This window comes from Ewingella sp. S1.OA.A_B6, assembly GCF_049889095.1.
GTDB lineage: Bacteria > Pseudomonadota > Gammaproteobacteria > Enterobacterales > Enterobacteriaceae > Ewingella.
The window spans coordinates 1025695-1044930 of sequence record NZ_JBLJFK010000001.1 but is presented as its reverse complement, the minus strand read 5'-3'; the positions used below and the strand labels follow the sequence as shown (position 1 = coordinate 1044930).

Sequence of the window (19236 nt, the reverse complement as noted above, 5' to 3'; positions counted from 1 at the left end):
TCTAAAATGGTGCCTTGTTTTACGCTTCATGGTCCGTTTCTTTTGCTTTAAGCCAAAGACCAAACTCTTTCACCACAGAAACCACTTTCTCCAACCTGAAACCGTCTTCAGTTAGCCGGTAGACCACCTTGACGGGCACCTCTGCATAGACTGTCCTATTGACCAAACCGGCACTTTCCAGATCGCGTAAGTCCAACGTCAACATACGTTGTGAAATCCCCGGAATATCACGCCTCAACGCGTTAAATCGCTTAGGTTTCTCCAGTAAATAGGAGACGATCAACAGCTTCCACCGGCCACCCAGCAGGTTCATCGCGCACTCAACAGAGCATCCTGAAACGACAGATTTCATTAATCTTCCTAAGTATAAAATATGTACCTACATTACAATAATGTGCCTTCTATAAAAATACAACCACGGCTGTTAGGCTGTATTTCCGATGGGGTTATTACTGACATACGCAGGAAGAAGACGCATGAAACTCTATATATCACCGGGCAGTTGTTCGCTCTCACCTCATATTGCGCTGCGCGAAGCTGGGCTGGATTTTGAACTGGTCAGGGTAAATACCCGCGAGCACACCACTGAAGATGGGCGCGATTATTATAAAATTAACGAACTCGGCTATGTACCTGCATTAGAAATTCACCCGGGAGAGGTTCTGCGTGAAGGCCCGGCGATCATTCAGTACATCGCCGACTTAGCTCCCGACTCAGGGCTGGCACCGGCTAATGGCACACTTCCACGTTATCGGTTGCAGGAATGGTTGTCGTTCCTGACGACGGAGATCCACAAAGGTTTTCTTCCCCTGTTTTACCCTGGTAAATGTGGGGAGTATTTCGCAATGACACAGGCCAAAATGGCCCATCGTTTTAGCTGGATAGATCGCCAACTGGCCAAGACTCCTTATCTTATGGGTGAAAAATTCACGATTGCTGATGGTTATCTGTTTGCGTTGATTCATTGGGGAAAAGCGAGCTGGTTCACCTCTGTTTACCACCTCGAGGTGGATCTTACTGAAATGAAGCATCTCGAAAATTGGTACAAAAAAGTGCTGGCTCGCCCGGCTGTTTTAGCTGCCGTGGCCGCTGAAGGACTTACGCTGTCCTGATTGTCTTGATATTCTGCGACTTTGAGGTGGCATTGATAACGGAATCGTTGGCGGGATAAACCGTCAACGACAACGTGCAGTTTCTTCCATTATTGGCACAATCCCAAAATTGCCAATATAATCAGTTCATTCATTCACCCACGTTATATTAAGGAGGATTGCCATGCTGACCCGTGAATTATTTTTAATTTCACTCGTCCTTAGCGATCGTCACTGCTCAAGCGTTACCGGTATCGTGCTGCGATAACCTGCTTGAGCGAAGCTAACTGACAATCTGAATACTTCCCTCCGGCTCATCGGTTATCGTCGGCTTTATTGACGAGAGGCATTGTTATGCCTGTAAACCTTGAGTAAGCATTATGACTTTACTATCTGCACAATCCCTTTGTTTCGATAATACCTTCGGCCCTCTGTTGGCTGAGATCTCTTTTGGCCTGAAAAAAGGCGACCGCATCGGGCTTATCGGCCATAACGGCTGTGGCAAAAGCACCCTGCTGAAAATCCTCAGCGGCGATCTCGACGCCACGTCCGGCACCCTCACCTTGTCAAATCAGTGCCTGATGGCGCGTGTTGAACAGCATCTGCCTGCTGAGCTACATAATTGCACGCTGCTTGACGCAGTGCTCAACCAGCTACCGGACAGTTTGCATCAGTACGAACGCTGGCAGGCCGAAGTACTGTTGGTCAGCCTGGGATTTGATGAAGCAGCCTGGACGCTGACCGCGGGTACCCTCAGCGGCGGGCAGCACACGCGCCTGCTGTTGGCCCGTGCACTGATCCGTCAGCCAGATTTATTGCTGCTCGACGAACCCAGCAACCATTTGGATCTGCCCACGTTGCTGTGGCTTGAGCAGTTTCTTCAAAAATGGGGCGGCAGCTTTGTGCTGGTGTCCCACGACCGCAGCCTGCTGGATAACGTCACCAACTGCACCTGGATTTTGCGCGACAAAACGCTGCAATTTATCCGCCTGCCCTGCACACTGGCGAGGCAAGCTCTGGCGGAAAAGGATAGCGCCGATGCCCACCGCCGTCAGGCTGAGCAAAAGGAAATTGACCGCGTGGCTAAAAGCGCTAAACGGCTGGCAATCTGGGGCAGTGTCTACGACAACGAAAAGCTGGCGCGCAAGGCCAAACAGATGGAGAAACAGGTCGACCGGATGAAGGATGACCAGACTGAGGTCACCGCCGGGAATCTGTGGAAGCTGCATCTGAAAGGTGAAGCATTACCGGCCGACCGCGTGCTGGCGATGTCTGCCTTGCAGGTACGGCCTGCGACAGATGCGCCAGTGCTGTTTGAACTGGATGAACTGTGGGTGAAAAGCGGCGATCGTATTGCATTGGTCGGGCGCAACGGCTGCGGTAAATCCTCACTGCTGCACAGCTTATGGCGGGCATTTTGTCAGCCGGAAAGTCCTCAATCGGGCGTGGTATTCCACCCAAAAGTGCGTGTGGGTTACTACGATCAGAGCCTGCATCAGTTGCGTGATGAAAACACCTTAAGCGAAGCGCTCGCGCCTTTTGCAGCGCTGACGGAAGACCAACGGAAAATGGCGCTGATTGGTGCCGGTTTTCCTTATATGCGCCATCAGCAAAAAGTGAGCACATTGAGCGGTGGTGAGCGGTCACGGTTGCTGTTTATTGGCCTGACGCTGGCGAACTATTCGTTACTGTTGCTTGATGAACCGACCAACCACCTGGATATGGAAGGCAAAGAGGAGTTAGCGGATACGCTGAAAACATTCAGCGGTGCAGTGCTGCTGGTGTCCCATGACCGTATGCTGATTGAGCAAAGCTGTGATCGTTTCTGGTTAATCGATAAATGTCGGTTACAAGAATGGCACCAGTTGGCACCGGTGTATGACATTTTGGCTGATGTGCCTGTACCCGCCAAGGTGACAGCATCAATGCAGAATGTAGATTCAATAATATTGCCGGAAACCGAGGAGGAGCGCCTGCTGGCGACGCTGTTAGCGTTGGAAAGTAAGCTGGAAGAGGATCTGTCACGTAAAGTAAGACACCAGAAGCCAGAATTGCAACGCCAGTGGCAGCAACAAATCGCTCAGCTCAGCGTTCTGCTGGATTTGAGCTAAACATTCTCCAGCACTCAGCTAACGAGCCTGAACGCTTGATGGGCCAAAAGCATCTGAAGTTCTAATAAAATGAAACGGCGACCTTTCTGAACGCATCGCAGATTGATATGCAGAAAGGCCGCCTCAGCCCTTATTGGCTTACCGCGTCACGAACCGGCGTATCGCCACCGCGCAATTCCCACTGCTGCCCGATAGAGTTTGGTGCCTGCAATACTGCCACCACAACCAGTGCGACGTCTTCGCGCGTCACATCACCCCGACCGGCATCTGGTGACAATGTCACTAATCCCGTTGCCGGCGCATCAGTCAATGGGCCGGGACGAATGATAGTCCAGTCCAGCCCACTCTTACGCAGTTCAATGTCAGCATCACGTTTGGCTTCAATATAAGCTTTCCAGACCGGATCCGTGTCGGGCTTAATCGGGCTATCAACACCGATAGCGGAAATTTGCACGTAGCGGCGGATACCGGCTTGTTGTGCCGCCTGTGCCAACAGACGTGAACCGGCATAATCAACGCTGCGTTTGCGTTCAGCATTGGAACCCCCACCTGCTCCGGCGGCAAATACCACGGCATCCACGCCCTGCAGGCCGCTTGCCAGCTGGTCTGCGGTAGCATTTTCGATATCCAGCAGCAGTGGCTCCGCACCGAGTTTTCTCATGGCGGCCACCTGTTCTTCTTTACGCACGATGCCAATAGCGCCCACTCCCTGCGCAACCAGGTGTTTGATGATCAACTGGCCAATTTGGCCGTGCGCACCTACTATTGCGACCTTGGTCATAAATCCTCCCATTTTATTTACGTCTTTTTGTATATCTAACGTTAACTCTAGCACAGGGTTTTCCCTGTGGTTTTCTCACCCACCGATTGGCATTGACGGGAACCAAGCAAAACGTGCTAACCTAAGCTGAGTAATTATTTCAAATTGAAACTATTGACGAGAGGATCCTGTGACTACCTCCAGCCACCCTGAAGCTCGCTCCCCAACCCTGCGTTTTTTGCCCGAAACCATCCATATAGGCCGCCAGTTGCGCACTTATTGCGATGCGCGATTTAAAACCATTGGTCTGACGCTGGCCCGCGGTCAAGTGCTGTTGCACCTTGAGGAAGCCAAAGGCCGCTTGCCGCAGGGCGAACTGACAGCCTTGCTGGAAGTGGAGCATCCTACGGCCATTCGCCTGTTTGATAGTCTGCAGGCGCTGGGTTATTTGGAGCGTTGCCCAGGTGAACCCGATCGCCGTTCGAAAGATATTGTGCTCACCGATACCGGTATGGCGCTGGCTAATGAGGTGCGTTCAATCACTGATGAGATCCTGATCCGCGTAATGCAGGGCATTCCCGAAAAAGACGTAGTTGTCGCGCGTCAGGTTATGGCAAACATCGCTTCAACCCTGGCAGCCTTGTAGCTCGTCAATGCCTGTGAGAACTGTCAGCGGCGGTGCGCCAGCGATCTGACAACCCAGTCGCCTAAGGTCTGAACGATCTGCACCATCACCACCAACACAACAATGGTGGCAACCATCACCTGGTTATTAAACCGTTGGTAACCATAGCGGATCGCCAGATCCCCTAACCCACCACCGCCAATGACCCCAGCCATTGAAGAGAAACCGATCAGCATGACGATGGTCAGCGTCAGGCCCGCCAGCAGAGCAGGCAGCGCTTCGGGCAGCAGCACGGTAAAAATAACGTAGCGCAGACCGCCTCCCATGGCCTGAATAGCTTCGATGCGGCCTTTATCCACTTCATTCAGTGCATTCTCAACGATGCGCGCAAAAAACGGGATAGCACCGAGCGTAATAGGCACCACGGCGGCAGTGCTGCCGAGCGTGGTGCCGACAATCAGGCGGGTCAGCGGGATAAGGGCAATCAACAGGACGACAAAGGGCAGTGAGCGACCAATATTCACCACGGTTCCCAATATGGCGCTCAGTTTAGGCAAAGGGCTTAACCCATGCCGGCGGCTGATGAACAGTAAAATGCCCAGCGGTAAACCGACCAATAACGTGAAGAACGTCGCCAGGGTAACCATATACAGCGTTTCGCCCGTGGCATTGAGTACCAGGTCGTAAAGTTCGTTCCACGCTAAACTGTTTCTTATACCCATTCGGCTTTCACTCCGCGCTGATTTAAAAACAGCATCACTTCAGACAAATCCACACCACCCAGCGGTGGCTTGAAACCTACACGTAAACGTCCTACGCGCTGACCTGCAATAGACTCCACCCCACCACCAAATAGCGTCACGCCAACGCAGTGCTCCTGCGCCAGCGAACTGAGAACAGGCGACGCCAGCAGAATGTCGTAGAACGTTAGTTCTGCCACCGGTAGCAGCGGGTTGACAGGTAGCTCGGGAAAACCACAGTCCGGCATCAGCGCTTGCCCGAGCCGTGAGTGAGGATCGGCCAGCAGTTTGGTTATCGGGCCACTCTCCCGTAATTTACCGGCCTCCAGCAGCGCCGCATGGTCACAGATGGATTTCACTACGTTAAGCTCGTGGGTGATAAGTACAATCGTCAGCCCGAGTTGCTGATTAATATTGCGCAATAACGCGAGAATAGAATCTGTGGTTTCCGGATCAAGCGCGCTGGTGGCTTCATCTGATAACAGGTAACTGGGCCGTGCAGCCAATGCGCGGGCGATACCGACCCGTTGCTTTTGTCCACCGGAAAGCTGTGAGGGAAAAGCCTGGGATTTGTCGCTCAATCCAACCAGATCCAGCAGTTCCGCCACGCGTTTTTTGCGTTCACTGCGTCCAACACCGGCGATGTGCAGTGGCACTGCGACGTTATCGCTGACGTTGCGTGCATGCAGCAGATTGAAGTTCTGGAAAATCATGCCAATACGCTGGCGCTGTAACCGCAAGTCTTTGTCGCTTAGCTGTGTGAGATCGCGGCCATCCAGCAGAATGCGGCCTGAATCAGGCCGCTCCAGTAAGTTCAGACAGCGTATCAAAGTGCTCTTCCCTGCGCCGCTGCGGCCAATTATGCCGAACACCGCACCGTCGTTGATGGTCAAAGAGACGTCCTGCAATGCCGGACCGCCCTGTCCCGCGTATTGTCTGGTCAGATGTTCGGCCACAATCATGATTTATCGCCAGCAGCAGTAACCGGGATCACTGAACCCTGGTATTTATCGGTGATGAATTTTGCCACTTGTGGAGATTCGAGATCTTTCGCCAGTTGTTTAATCCGCGGATCAGATGCCAGTTTTTCACTGGTGACCAGAATATTAGCGTAAGGATTGCCCTTGGCTTTCTCCAGACCCAACGCATTTTTGGCCGGATTTAGCCCCGCTTCCAGCGCGTAGTTACCGTTAATGACGGCCAGATCGACGTCATCCAACGAACGTGGGATTTGCGGCGATTCAATTTCAATAATTCTAAGGTGTTTCGGATTTTCCGCGATATCTTTCGGCGTTGCCTGATCTTTCGCCGGGTCATCAAAGCCCGGCTTTAAGGTGATCAGCCCTTGATCGCGCAGCAGATAGAGTGCGCGGCTCAGATTGGTGACGTTATTAGGCACGGCCACTTTGCCGTTATCCGGGATTTCTTGGTAACTTTTGTATTTGCTGGAGTAGATGCCTAGCGGCTCAATATGCACGTTGGCAGCCACGGCAAACTTGACACCCAGTGCCTGTTCTTGTGAATGCAGGTACGGCAAATGCTGGAAATAGTTGGCATCCACGTCGCCGTGCGCCAACAGTTCATTGGAGTTCACACCATTGGGGATTTCGATGATTTTCAGATTCAGACTGGGATCAATTTTCTGTACGTAAGCCAGAATTTCGGCATGCGGCACCGGATCCGCCGCGACCCTCAAAGGTTCTGCGGCAAAGGCCGACACCGATGCAACCAGCGCGGCGGCGGCGGCGGTGAAACGCCCGATCATTGACGGGGAAATAGACCAACCTTTAACCACAATTCTCAGCATAGATAACCCTTAATATTGTTGTTTTATTGTGTGATATACATAAAAAATCATCATGCCGTGGCGGTCAGAATGTCAGCGTAATAGCGCTGTGCCACGTCGGGATGTGAACGTAAACGGCCTTTAAGATAGTTAAAGCCAACATCGCGGAATAAAGGATTGAGAGGATCGCTGGCCGGTCCGCGTGCATCACGGGCGAGTGCTGCCGGTAGCGGGAACAGCGGAACGATGGCATCTAATTGCGCCCCAAGGAAAAAAGCCAATGAGAGACGTTCCTGGCCGGCTGGGGGTGAAACCACACGGTGAACCGTGGCACGCAGATAACCGTTGGTCGCCAGTTCCAGCAATTCACCAATATTAACGACCAGTGTGTCCTCGACCGGTGCCGCATCAACCCAGTGCCCCTCTTCTACCTCGACCTGCAATCCGCGTTGCGTGTCTTGCAGGAGAAAGCTCAGGAAGCCGGAATCTTTATGCGCCCCAACACCTTGCCCACTCTGACCTGCACTGTGGCCCGGGTAACGGATCAGCTTGATATGTTCATTCGGTTTTTCGCCATACAGCGGGTCGAAGGTTTTTTCAGGCAGTTGCAAGGCCAGTGCAAAGGCACGTAGCAGGCGCAGAGACATTTCGGTCATCTCTTTTTGCCAGCGCAATAATAGCGGGCGCAGTTCAGGGAGTGATTGTGGCCACTGGTTTGGTCCCTGTAATCTGGCCCAGCCTGGGGTATCGGCATCAATGGGCAAAGGTTGGCGCTCCGCCCCTAGGTCAAACTGTTCTCGCCAGTCCGGCTCGCCACGGGTTATTTCAGACGCGGCCCGGTTATAACCCCGAAAATGCGGGGAGTTAATCATGCCGACAGCCAGCTTCTGTTCGTCCGGTAGCCCGAAAAAGGCCCGCGACGCCAGCTGTACATCATTCAATAATTGCTTATCTACGCCATGTCCCTTCAGGTAGAAAAAACCAATATCACGCGCAGCCAAACGCAGTTGTGCCAAGAACGCCTCGCGTGATTTACCCGGCTCCGCAAACTGCGCGAAATCAATCAAGGGAATGCTGCTGATATTATTTTCCAATATAGCCTCTCCAATATAGCCTCTCCAATATAGTGCCTCCAGTATGGAGTCATGGAATAACGCTAACATTAGCGCGGCATAGCGTTATAATATTTAAAACGACTAAGATATGACCTTATTAATACAGCAAAAAAAAACAGTTTAATCACGGGGTGATTTTATTTTACTTAACTGAATAGTAAGGATTTTAATTAACACAAATGAATAATATGACTAGCTATATTCAGCCCGTGGGTTAGGTTTTGTGATTAATTGCTAAGGTCTTTCATCGAGAACACGGTGAGAACCCAATTTATAAACAGCCGTATTCAATCAAAGGAGGAAGCGCTATGTGTATCTGTTTTTTCTGGTACTTGAATAACGGTAAACAGCGCTGAGATACTGCCCACCCTCTCCGGCATCAACATCGACAATGGATCATCGACGCTCTTCTGGCGTAACATGCAGCCTTATGACGTTATGATTTACATCAAATTAACAACCCAGTCTAAAAATCAATACGGGCTGCTCAGGAGAAAATGTGGTCGGAAATAAGAGCAAAGTGATACTGATTGGCATGATTTCAGCCATGTTTATTCTCATGGTAGTGATGTTAGGTTCAGTTTATGTCTATCCGATGTGGATGCAACGTACTACGCCGCAGGCCTGTGCCAGTATTACGCCACAGAATGCCATCGACAGCGTAACAGCTGACTTCATGCAAAACCGCATCCCTAACTGGGGCAATGATAAAGACCATATTGGCACCGCCGTTCCTGTGCTGGCTTTCATTGGCGATAATGTAAAAGAATATCAGGGAACCTACCGCGTACCTTTCACCGCCAAAGGTCCGGATGGCGAACTGCATTACGTTGGGAATTTTAACTGCACGAATCATTATATTAAGTATTCGACAGCCGACTAACGTCCGTGAGTTTTGGGGGGCTGCCCAAACAGACCAAAAGGTGGCAGTCGCTCCCACGACCTTGAATTTGAAATTTGAAATTTTCCAGGATTTTCTAAAAATCCAAAATTTCACTTCACATCACACAGATCTTAACTAGAATGCAAACCGTTATCATTTGCATTTTCAGGGAAAGTTCACGTGTTTGTTAAAAGAAATCGAAATATCGCCACGAGCGGGTTGAAAAAATCCGTACTGGCGCTGGCAATATTGCACTGCGCACCGCTGCTGGCGGCCAGTGAGGTCACTCCACAGGGCGATACGTTGACCGTCACTGCTGACGGCAACTCGCCCTATTCAACAGACTACAGCGCCAATCAGTCCTCCACTGCCAGTAAAAGCAATACGCCGCTTAATGAAACGCCGCAGTCGGTGATCGTGGTGACGTCATCGATGATCAACGACTATCAGATGACGTCACTCGACGATGCGATGAAATTTGTCAGCGGCGTTACCCAGGGCAATACGCTGGGCGGCATTGAAGATGGCTTCGTAAAACGCGGTTTTGGCTCCAACAGTGACGGGTCGATCCTGCTTGATGGCGTACGCAGTAATCAGGGGCTTGGATTTAACGCCACGACCGATCATGTTGAAGTGCTGAAAGGCTCTGCGTCGTTGTTATACGGGATCCAAAACCCCGGCGGCGTGATCAATGTCATCAGTAAAAAGCCCCAATACGACTGGAATACCCGGGTGAGTGGCAGCACAGGTGGGTTTGGCGGCGGCAGCGGTGCAATTGACGTGACGGGCCCACTGGGCAACGGTTTTGCTTTTCGCATGATCGCCGAAAGGCAGTCCGAAGATTACTGGCGTAACTTCGGTAAAGATCAGCATACCCTGCTTGCTCCCTCCCTCAGTTGGTTCGGTGATAAAGCCAGTTTCAATATCAGTTATCAAGAGTACAAATACGATATTCCCTACGATCGCGGAACTGCCTTTATTAATGGCCAGCCGATTGATATTCCCTATGATCGCCGTCTCGATGAGCAGGCAAACCACGCCTGGGGGAAAAATAAACGCCTGAATACCACCTGGGAATACGAACTGAGCCCTGAGTGGAAAACACGTCTGACCTACGCCTGGATGCAGCGCCGCTATGACAGTAACGAAGTGCGCGCGACGGCTATCGACACCACCACCGGTGCTGTGACGCGCCGTGCGGATGCTAACCGCGGTTTCAACCATCAGACCGATTACACCGCTTGGGATTGGATCGGAAATCAACAAATCTTCGGCATGACGCATGACCTGTTGCTGGGCGTGGACTATGAGAAGAACGAAACATACAAGCAGTACTCTTATCGTGGAAAGGGGAACAGCACGTTCAATATGTATAACCCGGTGTATGGCGTGTCGCCGGTGACTGACAGCAGTACCTATAGCGACGCCCAAAGTAATATGCGCAACACACTGTATAACAAGTCAGCCTATTTCAAAGACAGCATTCATTTTACCGATCAATGGATTGGGGTGATCGGTGCCCGTTACCAGCATTACAATCAGAAAGCCTCATACGGATTTGTGAATCCGACACAAAATCTGGATAACACCGATAACAAATTCCTGCCACAGCTGGGGCTGGTCTATAAACTGACGGAGGATTTGTCATTTTATGGTAATTTCAGCCGCTCGTTTACGCCGTCAACCGACACTGATGATGATGGCAATGTGTCGCAGCCGGAGCTGGGCACAACTTATGAAGTGGGTACAAAATGGCAGGTCTCGCCGCGCATCGATGCCACGCTGGCGCTGTATCGCATTGATGAGAAAGACATGTCAGTGTTTATCAACGGCGTGACGCGCAGCATTCCAAAGGCGCGTTCGACCGGTGCTGAACTGGAAGTGAACGGTGAAATTGCTACCGACTGGAACGTCAGCGCCAATTACAGCTATGACAAAACTGAGATCATCCAAGATAACGTCAACCCGGATAACATCGGCAACCGTCTGGTGAATGCGCCGACGAAAATGGGCAGCCTGTATCTTAGCCACACGCTGCGTTGGGTGCCCGTTCAGGGTGATGTACGTATCGGCGGCGGTGCTCGTTATGTCGGTAGCCGTTCGGGGGATCCGGAAAACAGTTTCACCATGCCATCTTATACCGTAGCAGATGCTTTTATTGCCTGGGACAGCCCGCTGTTAGGGAAACATACCCAACTGAAGCTGAACATTAATAACCTGTTCGATAAGGAATATTACTCATCGAGCGCGGGTAATCTGCGCGTCATCGAAGGCGAGCCGCGCAATGTGGTGCTCTCAGCAGTGGTTGATTTTTAAAAAATGGTGATGGTAGTGAGATAATGGTTTAGGGCGCAGCGTGCTGCGCCCTTTGCTTTATTTAAGCGGAATCCAGAAGGTCCCACTGAACGGGATTGGCAGAAATTGCGCATAGAGATCTTTTACTGTTTGCTGCGGATCTATATCCGCAAAAAGTTGCGGGTAAAGTGCTTTAGCAAACACTTCGACATCAACAACATGATACGGGCTGAGGTAGAAATTATGCCACACCGCGTAAGCACGCCCTTCTCTGACCGCCGCTAAATTTGAGATCAACGGCTGTTTGTCCATCACCTGACGAAAACTTGCCTGCGCCTGTTCGGCTGATACCAGTGGCCCTAGCATAATCTGTGCCTCCGATTTTCCATCCGGGCTGCCCATGCCTGTACTGATATAAACATCAGGGTTAGCGGCAATGACCGCTTCAGGATTCATCTCACCGTAGACACTCTTAAATGCGCCTCCGCCGATGTTGTCCCCTCCGGCGAAACTAAGTAAATCGGCCAGATTGCCGCGGGAAACCGTGGTGCAGCAGCTTTCACGCCGGCCAGGTTGCAGTTGCAACATCACGCGGGTTTTCTTCCCGTGATACTGCGCGATGCGCTGTTTAATCCGGTCCATATGTTGCTGATAAAAAATGATAAACCGCGCCGCTTTTTGCGGGCTGTTCAGCACGTCACCTAACAATTTAACACTTGGCACCGTGTTGTTGACCTGATCAACGCGTAAATCGACGTAAATCACTGGGATCCCAGCGCGGGTCAGGCTGTCCAGCATCTGGTCATGGTCAGAAGGTTGTTTAGCGTAACGCGGAAGAATGACTAAATCCGGCTTCAGTGCGATCACTTTCTCCGGGTTCATCTGAGTGAAATTGTTTTTACCAAACTGAGGGATGTAAGCAATCGAGGGAAACGCCTTGATATATAGCTGCCAGCTTTGCGGGTCGAGATTTTGCATATCGCCTGGCCAACCCACCACATTTTTGGCCGGATCACCGTCTTGTATCAGACTCAACGTATAGAGCATGCGGCTTTCACCGAGCACAATACGCTGAGGATTATCCGGGACTACAACAGTACGGTCAGACAGGTCAACAACCGTTTTGGCCTGTGCCAACCCCGTGACGATCAGACTCGCAAATAACAATATCCGGCAGGAAATACGCATAACGTCTCAGAATTTAGTAAACAGATCGAAATGATAGTGATTATCGTTAATTACTGCAATTACCCGGTAACGTTACATCTCCTTCTCCCAACGCTAATTGCATCAGTACCGTGTCAATCCAACGGCCATGCTTGAAGCCCACGCTTTTCAACGTGCCTATGATCTCAAACCCCAGTGACTTATGTAGTCTGATTGACCCCAAATTACTGCTGTTGCCAACGTTGGCAATCATCTGACGCCAGCCGTCCTCAGTCGCCCGTTTTATCGCTTCCCGCATCAAGAGTTTACCGATTCCCTTACCCTGATGGTTTTCGCCGATATATACCGACCCTTCGCAGGTAAAACGGTAGGCATAACGTGGTCGGTAAGGTGCAAGATAGCTGTAGCCCAGCACCTGACACTCTCGTTTAGCGACCAGATACGGCAGGCCTTTATCGAGAATATTTTCGCGCCGTGACAGCATTTCAGTTAGCGTGGGCGGTTCCGTTTCAAAAGAGGCAATTCCGTGGGTCACATGATGAGCGTAAATCTGCTGGATTTGCGCCATATCAGCAATGCTTGCATCGTGCAGCCTGATGGTTTCACCCGGTGAAACAGACATATTCTTTCTCTTCGTCAATGAATGAGGTTTCAATTGTTAAAGAAAGAATATTCCTGAGTCAGTAAATTGGATAATAAGTAAAACTTATCTCTGGTTTTTTACCGGGTGACTGTTGAGATGTGCTCAATAAAAAATCGCTTTGCCGGATTTTGGCATCAAGTTTGTGGATTCACGCGTTATCACTGAGTTTTTTACCCGAAAACGGCTACACTGGAGGACACTTTCCTCACACGGATGCCCGTAAATGAAAAGATTGACTCAGCAAGATATGACGGAAAGCGAACAGCGCGAACTTAAAACGCTGCTCGACCAGAGCCGCAAAGCCCAGGGGCGCGACCTGACTAACTCCGAAACCAACAGAATTAAAGACAACTACATCGACAAACTCATGGAAGAGAAAGAGAAAGTTGCCGCCAAAGCACGCGCAGAAAAACGCCGTGCAAAAGCTGTTCCCAGCACGTCTGCGACCTATGACTGGACCGCCAGAACACATCCACGTGGCCGTCGTTAAAAGATTCAAAACGGGCTCAGTGGAACGCTGAGCCCGTCCGTGGATTCAGCGCTTATCATTCAATGATGTAAAGCCCTGCGTTCCATCCCTTTCCATCGGCACCGCTAATCCATACTCACAGCTTATGCTAATTGCTCGTTTTTAAAATGCAGCAGCGACAAGTCGATATATTTCGCCATATCACGGGATTCCGCACGCGGTAAATAGGGAATTTCACCGAGTAACGGCGCAGGTATATTATTACTAATGGCATCGATCGTTTCCTGATAATGAGAAAGGCACGGATTGATTCGATTTGCCACCCAGCCCACCAAAGGCAAACCATCGTTAATGATCGCCTGAGCGCTTAATAATGCATGGCTAACACAGCCTTCCTGAATACCAACCACCAAGATGACCGGTATATTTTGCTGACGAACCCAATCAGAATAAAAACGATCCGGAGTGATCAGTGTTTTCCAGCCATCACAGCCTTCAACGACCACGGCATCCCCCCCTTCAAGCATAAAATTCAAACCTGACGTCATTATTTCAAAAATATTTTCAGGAATATTACTGACGTAAATATCTTCATCTAATAAAGCTAACGGTGTTATTTTTTCGTAAGGATAAGAAATAGTTGAGGAGTTTTGCAGCGTTACCGCGTCTTTATTTCGGATACCGTCTGCCAACTCCTGGCTTCCTGTGGCGACAGGTTTATAGCCCAATGCACACTTACCTTGCGCTGCCATGGCCTGAAGCAAAGCACGAGTGACGATGGTTTTACCTACACGAGCATCCGTACCCGTGACGAAAAAGTGCGTTAACATGAAATTCAGACTCCGGGATCTCTCCGTTTAACTAAGAAATTACCTCCGACTGGAGGGTCAGAGACAAAGTGATAGGTTCAAAGTTTAGGCGATAGGATACGAGAACGATTTGCGTTAGCGCAATGTTTTGGTTGCTGAGATGAATAATCAGGGAAATAATATTTCTATTACTTTTAATATAAACTCTACATGTTAATTCATGGCGATAATTAACCCTGCAATAACGTAATTAACAATGAGCCATTATACAGTGCATCTTTGACCAATGCGGCACCGGGCATTGTTCCCTGGTTATAGAACTCTGTCGATTCTAGTTTGATATTTTCACTATAAGAAGGCAGCGATTGTTGCTGAATACAGGACATAATCGCCGGATGCAGAATCTCTTTGGCGAAATTGAGTGGTGAACCAATCAGGACTTTTTCAGGATTAAATAAATTCACCATGATTGCCAGTATTCGCCCCACGCTATGGCCGACACTGACTATGACATCGCGGGCCAATTGATCGCCTTGGTTAGCGGCCTCACACACGGCTTCGACAGTCAGCGGCACCCCCTGCAAACTAGAACCGGCGGCGGTCACCAGACGCTGACGAACCAGGTCAAGAATATTGTCAATACTGGCCACGGTTTCCAGACAACCATGGTTGCCGCAGTAACAGCGCTTGCCGTAGGGGTCAACCTGAGTGTGGCCTATCTCAACCACACTGCTGCTGCCCGCGTGTAAAACACGCCCACCGGTTATCACTCCTGCTCCGACGTTGTGGTCAATCACTACCTGAATGACATTCTTACAACCCCGGGACGCACCATACAGCGCCTCCGCCATGGTCCAGGCACCGATATCATGCTGCACAAACACCGGCAAACCGGTGTGTGCGCCGAGTGTACTACCCAGCGGCATTTCATTTACGTCAGCATAAAATGGCATACGGTGAACCACGCCAGAGCGGGCGTTGATCATGCCGGGTAAAGTGATGGCGATCGCCGTGAGACGTTCGAGTTTGTTCTGATAGCGGATAAAAAATCGATCAATCTCGCCGATAATACGGTCAAGTAGCGGTAATTCAGCATCTGCGGGAAGCGGTAGCACGTCTTCAACCACCAGTTTACTGCTGAGATCGCGTAAACCAAGGGTAATAAAGCCCAGACTGATACGTGCAGAAAGGTAGTGCCAGGCTTCAGTATCCAGCATCAGACCAATGGCCGGACGCCCACGGCTACCGGGGTCCTGAAACTCAGTTTCCTTAACCAGGTGCGCCTGCAATAATTCACGGACAATTTTGGTAATACTGGCGGGAGCAAGCTGCGCTTTTTTAGACAGCTCGATACGCGAAACTGGCCCAAACTGATCGATCAGCCGGTAAACAACACCGATATTGGTTTGCTTGATTTGATCAATGTGTCCGGGTAGCCCATCAGGGTTCACAGGAGAAACTCCGTTATTTTTCGCGCTTCAAAATAAAGATTAATGGGTATGTTGAGGTTTTTGCCATATGTCGTCAACTATTTGATTCGTTATGTGATTTAGTGCACATATTGGTCAGAAACTTGATAGTAATCGAATGGAAAAACAGCAGTTTCATGGCCATTCGACCCGCCTCATTAATTTCACAAATGATTTAGCAACAGCAACAATGGCGCCAATAGCGATGAGTTTACATCCAAACATAAGCATATTTACTTCCGGATAGATTAGACAAAGTAAGTCGTCCTGTTAAAATTTTCATACATTTACAACTTTAGTTGTATGAAATGCGTTTGCTAAGGATCTTAAGTGACTACCACCGGACGTCAGTCTGCTGTATCAGATTCCAGCCATCTTTCGGTCAATCAGCACAATTCGGTTAACGATGACCCAATACTCTCTGTCACATCCTATTCTGCGCGGTCTAAAAAGCCGTTCATCAAACGCGGCACGCCGCAGTTTATTCGGGTGACGCTTGCACTGTTTTCGGCCGGTCTGGCGACCTTCGCTCTGCTGTATTGCGTGCAACCCATTTTACCCGTGCTGTCACATGACTTCGGCGTGTCTCCGGCCAACAGCAGTCTATCGCTGTCATTGTCGACCGGTCTGATGGCGATAGGTTTACTTTTTACCGGGCCGGTCTCCGACGCTGTTGGGCGTAAATCGGTCATGGTGGTCGCGCTGATGCTGGCGGCAATCTGTACGCTGATTTGTGCATTTATGCAAAGCTGGAACGGTATATTACTGATGCGCGCACTTGTGGGTCTATCCCTCAGCGGCGTTGCCGCAGTTGCTATGACCTATCTGAGTGAAGAGATCCACCCCAGCGTGGTGGCCTTCTCGATGGGCCTTTATATCAGCGGTAACTCGATCGGTGGTATGAGCGGGCGTCTGGTCAGCGGCGTGCTGACCGATTTTTTTTCATGGCGTATTGCGGTGGCAGTCGTCGGGCTGTTTGCGCTGGCGTCAGCCATCATGTTTTGGCGTATTTTGCCGCCGTCGAAACATTTTCGTGCCAGCTCTCTGAAACCCCGGAAAATGTTGATTAATTTTAAGCTACATTGGCGCGACAGAGGGTTGCCAATGTTGTTTGCCGAAGGTTTTTTATTGATGGGCAGCTTCGTTACCCTATTTAACTACATAGGTTATCGACTGCTCAGTTCGCCCTATTATCTTAGCCAAGCGGTGGTTGGCCTGATCTCAGTGGTTTACCTGATGGGCACCTACAGTTCGCCAAAGGCGGGTGCGCTGACCGGTGTTTATGGCCGTGGCCCGGTATTGATGGGTTCTACCGCGCTGATGTTGATCGGGATCCTGATCACTGCATTCTCACCCGTGTGGGCGATTTTCATCGGCATGATTTTAGTCACCGGTGGTTTTTTTGCTGCCCATTCTGTAGCGAGCGGCTGGATTGGGCGCCGCGCCCGTCGTGCCAGAGGTCAGGCATCGTCACTCTATTTATTCTCCTACTACGCCGGTTCTAGCGTTGCAGGGACTCTTGGCGGTTACTTCTGGAAAAGCTTTGGCTGGTACGGCATAACCGCGTTTATCAGTTCGATGCTGGTCGTGGCGATCATCGTTGGATACCGACTGATGAATCTGGAGGAGGAAGCCCGCACAGTTCCAGATCTAAAATCTTAATTGAATCTAAGGCTAAATCTAAGGGGCGTTGTGCCCCTTCAACTTCTGCCTGACACTATGACACTGGATTGAATGCGATGGATATAATTGAGGTGTGCACGCTGAGTTGTTTTATACTAAATTGCATGTTGTAACTAAATGGAGAGTATATGGCCCATTATGACCTGATTGCCCGAATGAACGAGTGCTTCAACGAACTCGAACTGGCTTTGGGCGATCTCAGCCGGTTTTTAAAACAGATCGATTTATTGCAGGCCCGCGTATTCAGTTTGCCCGATATTGCTAAAGGTGAAGAGCTCAACCCAGCCGAACGTATTCAGGTTACCCACCACACCGGTGAGGCAGCCCACCAGCTCGCGCTACAACATTTTCAGAATCTGTTTATTCATCATCATGGCGAGAATATCAGCAGTAAATCTGCCGTTCGTCTGCCTGGAGTACTGTGCTACGCGGTCGATGCAGCAGAACATCAGGCCGCCCTGCTGTTGATTGAAGAAGTAAACAAATTAAAAGCTGAGTTGGAGCATATTGTCACGGTGGAATCTGGCCTGGCCAGGGAGCAGCGCTTTGAGTTCGTGCATACCCACCTGCGCGGGTTGATCACGCTAAATGCCTACCGGACAATATCCTTCCTGAATGACCCTGATTCCGTGCGTTTTGGTTGGGCAAATAAGCACATTATAAAAAATGTCAGCCGTGGAGAAATTCTGGCTCAATTGGATAAAAGCCTGACCGCTGGACGTTCAGTACCGCCTTACAGTCGCGATCAGTGGGCAGATAACATTACTCGCGAGATAAATGACGTTAAGCGCATTCCTGAACATGCCATCCTGAAAATCAAACGCCCGGTGAAGGTACAACCCATCGCCCGCGTGTGGTATCGCAACAGCCAGAAACAGGTGCAACACCCCTGCCCAATGCCGCTTATCGCTTTGTGTTTGAAAACGCCGACCGTCCAGCCGCCTAAAATTGGCGAATTGTTGGATTACGATGCTGGCACAGTGAAACATAAATATAAACCGGTGGCGCAGTCGCTCAATCTGCTAATTAAAAGGTTACACCTTTACACGGATTGGTCGGCGGACCAATTGGACGCTTAAGGTTTGGGGCGGTTGCGTTCCTCTGTCGCTTTTTAAATTCAACGTCAAAACCTTGGGTTGCCACCCAAACTGGCCTCAAGGATGGCTTATCGCCACCACCCTTGAGAATCCCGGGTTCTTTTAAAAACAGCACCTGCGCTGGTCACAATGGACATGTTTCAGGAATTTCCGTTATAGCCGCAAACTCCGCCGCTGCGCGGTGCTCTTATTTCGGGTTCGGATCAGCTCGAAGAAAACTCTCACCGTTTCTCACCACTCATTCGACGTCGTTTTGAACGCGGCCTTGGCTTTTTTAAAAACGAATACAAGTCTGCTTTTGAATTGGAATTTGGGTTTGGGTTTGGGTTTGGAGTTTTAAAGAAGCTTCGGCCGCATTCAAAATGTCACCGGCAAGTCGGTGGAGAGACAACATCTTTACCGTTGGCTTAAGCCGAGCGTAGCGAGACAACGTCGCACTGCGACGGCCCGAAGGGCGAGGCCAAAGGTCGAGTAAACCCGCAGCCGGGAAGCC

General features: G+C 50.3%; 18 protein-coding genes. 8 read left to right on the top strand and 10 right to left on the bottom strand.

All coding sequences use genetic code 11. The features are described 5' to 3' along the window. Nucleotides 1-19: 19 nt before the first annotated feature. Nucleotides 20-352 (bottom strand): winged helix-turn-helix transcriptional regulator, encoded by a 333-nt coding sequence (locus ACMV8I_RS05025; RefSeq protein WP_498864084.1) that lies wholly within the window; start codon nt 350-352, stop codon nt 20-22. 124 nt (nt 353-476) lie between these two features. Between ACMV8I_RS05025 and gstA the strand changes: the two genes are divergently transcribed. Together gstA and ACMV8I_RS05015 are read left to right on the top strand one after the other, a co-directional pair. Further along, nucleotides 477-1112: a glutathione transferase GstA gene (gene gstA, locus ACMV8I_RS05020; protein WP_498864083.1), complete on the top strand. Its 636-nt coding sequence runs from the start codon at nt 477-479 to the stop codon at nt 1110-1112. 356 nt (nt 1113-1468) lie between these two features. Further along, nucleotides 1469-3202 carry an ABC-F family ATP-binding cassette domain-containing protein gene (locus ACMV8I_RS05015; RefSeq protein WP_498864724.1) on the top strand — a complete coding sequence of 578 codons (1734 nt, stop codon included), beginning with the start codon at nt 1469-1471 and terminating at the stop codon, nt 3200-3202. 130 nt (nt 3203-3332) lie between these two features. Here ACMV8I_RS05015 and ACMV8I_RS05010 read toward each other — a convergent pair whose 3' ends face one another. Continuing rightward, nucleotides 3333-3983 carry an NAD(P)H-binding protein gene (locus ACMV8I_RS05010; protein ID WP_498864082.1) on the bottom strand — a complete coding sequence of 217 codons (651 nt, stop codon included), beginning with the start codon at nt 3981-3983 and terminating at the stop codon, nt 3333-3335. Between the two features lie 169 nt (nt 3984-4152). Here ACMV8I_RS05010 and ACMV8I_RS05005 point away from each other — a divergent pair, with 169 nt between their 5' ends. Further along, nucleotides 4153-4608, top strand: coding sequence for a MarR family winged helix-turn-helix transcriptional regulator (locus tag ACMV8I_RS05005; protein ID WP_498864081.1), 456 nt, complete (start codon nt 4153-4155; stop codon nt 4606-4608). Between the two features lie 23 nt (nt 4609-4631). On the opposite strand, the gene ACMV8I_RS05000 is transcribed toward ACMV8I_RS05005, so the two are convergent. From ACMV8I_RS05000 to ACMV8I_RS04985, 4 genes are all read right to left on the bottom strand, one after another. Beyond that, nucleotides 4632-5309 (bottom strand): methionine ABC transporter permease, encoded by a 678-nt coding sequence (locus tag ACMV8I_RS05000; RefSeq protein WP_498864080.1) that lies wholly within the window; start codon nt 5307-5309, stop codon nt 4632-4634. Further along, entirely contained in the window at nt 5300-6289 is a 990-nt protein-coding gene (locus ACMV8I_RS04995) for a methionine ABC transporter ATP-binding protein (RefSeq protein WP_498864079.1), read from the bottom strand. The genes ACMV8I_RS05000 and ACMV8I_RS04995 overlap by 10 nt, the downstream gene beginning before the upstream one ends. Next, the gene (locus ACMV8I_RS04990) at nt 6286-7092 is read right to left on the bottom strand and encodes a MetQ/NlpA family ABC transporter substrate-binding protein (protein WP_498864723.1); all 807 of its coding nucleotides are present in this window, start codon (nt 7090-7092) and stop codon (nt 6286-6288) included. The genes ACMV8I_RS04995 and ACMV8I_RS04990 overlap by 4 nt, the downstream gene beginning before the upstream one ends. 92 nt (nt 7093-7184) lie before the next feature. Continuing rightward, nucleotides 7185-8195 carry an isopenicillin N synthase family dioxygenase gene (locus ACMV8I_RS04985; protein WP_498864722.1) on the bottom strand — a complete coding sequence of 337 codons (1011 nt, stop codon included), beginning with the start codon at nt 8193-8195 and terminating at the stop codon, nt 7185-7187. 532 nt (nt 8196-8727) lie between these two features. Between ACMV8I_RS04985 and ACMV8I_RS04980 the strand changes: the two genes are divergently transcribed. Beyond that, nucleotides 8728-9111: a YebF family protein gene (locus ACMV8I_RS04980; protein WP_498864078.1), complete on the top strand. Its 384-nt coding sequence runs from the start codon at nt 8728-8730 to the stop codon at nt 9109-9111. Between the two features lie 249 nt (nt 9112-9360). Beyond that, the gene (locus ACMV8I_RS04975) at nt 9361-11427 is read left to right on the top strand and encodes a TonB-dependent siderophore receptor (protein WP_498864721.1); all 2067 of its coding nucleotides are present in this window, start codon (nt 9361-9363) and stop codon (nt 11425-11427) included. A 57-nt stretch (nt 11428-11484) separates the two neighbouring features. Here ACMV8I_RS04975 and ACMV8I_RS04970 read toward each other — a convergent pair whose 3' ends face one another. Together ACMV8I_RS04970 and ACMV8I_RS04965 are read right to left on the bottom strand one after the other, a co-directional pair. After that, nucleotides 11485-12594 carry an ABC transporter substrate-binding protein gene (locus ACMV8I_RS04970; protein ID WP_498864077.1) on the bottom strand — a complete coding sequence of 370 codons (1110 nt, stop codon included), beginning with the start codon at nt 12592-12594 and terminating at the stop codon, nt 11485-11487. A 46-nt stretch (nt 12595-12640) separates the two neighbouring features. Further along, nucleotides 12641-13195, bottom strand: a complete 555-nt coding sequence (locus ACMV8I_RS04965; RefSeq protein WP_498864076.1) for a GNAT family N-acetyltransferase — start codon at nt 13193-13195, stop codon at nt 12641-12643. A gap of 244 nt (nt 13196-13439) precedes the next feature. On the opposite strand from ACMV8I_RS04965, the gene ACMV8I_RS04960 reads away from it, so the two are divergent. Then, the gene (locus tag ACMV8I_RS04960; protein ID WP_498864075.1) at nt 13440-13706 is read left to right on the top strand and encodes a YjbD family protein; all 267 of its coding nucleotides are present in this window, start codon (nt 13440-13442) and stop codon (nt 13704-13706) included. A 122-nt stretch (nt 13707-13828) separates the two neighbouring features. Here the strand turns inward: ACMV8I_RS04960 and bioD are convergent, their stop codons facing one another. Continuing rightward, entirely contained in the window at nt 13829-14515 is a 687-nt protein-coding gene (gene bioD / locus ACMV8I_RS04955; RefSeq protein WP_498864074.1) for a dethiobiotin synthase, read from the bottom strand. A gap of 209 nt (nt 14516-14724) precedes the next feature. Beyond that, nucleotides 14725-15945 carry a sugar metabolism global transcriptional regulator Mlc gene (gene mlc / locus ACMV8I_RS04950; protein WP_498864073.1) on the bottom strand — a complete coding sequence of 407 codons (1221 nt, stop codon included), beginning with the start codon at nt 15943-15945 and terminating at the stop codon, nt 14725-14727. A 432-nt stretch (nt 15946-16377) separates the two neighbouring features. On the opposite strand from mlc, the gene ACMV8I_RS04945 reads away from it, so the two are divergent. Together ACMV8I_RS04945 and tus are read left to right on the top strand one after the other, a co-directional pair. Then, complete coding sequence (locus ACMV8I_RS04945; protein WP_498864720.1) at nt 16378-17625, top strand: MFS transporter; 1248 nt, start codon at nt 16378-16380, stop codon at nt 17623-17625. 149 nt (nt 17626-17774) lie between these two features. Next, nucleotides 17775-18725: a DNA replication terminus site-binding protein gene (gene tus / locus ACMV8I_RS04940; protein WP_498864072.1), complete on the top strand. Its 951-nt coding sequence runs from the start codon at nt 17775-17777 to the stop codon at nt 18723-18725. Nucleotides 18726-19236 lie beyond the last annotated feature (511 nt).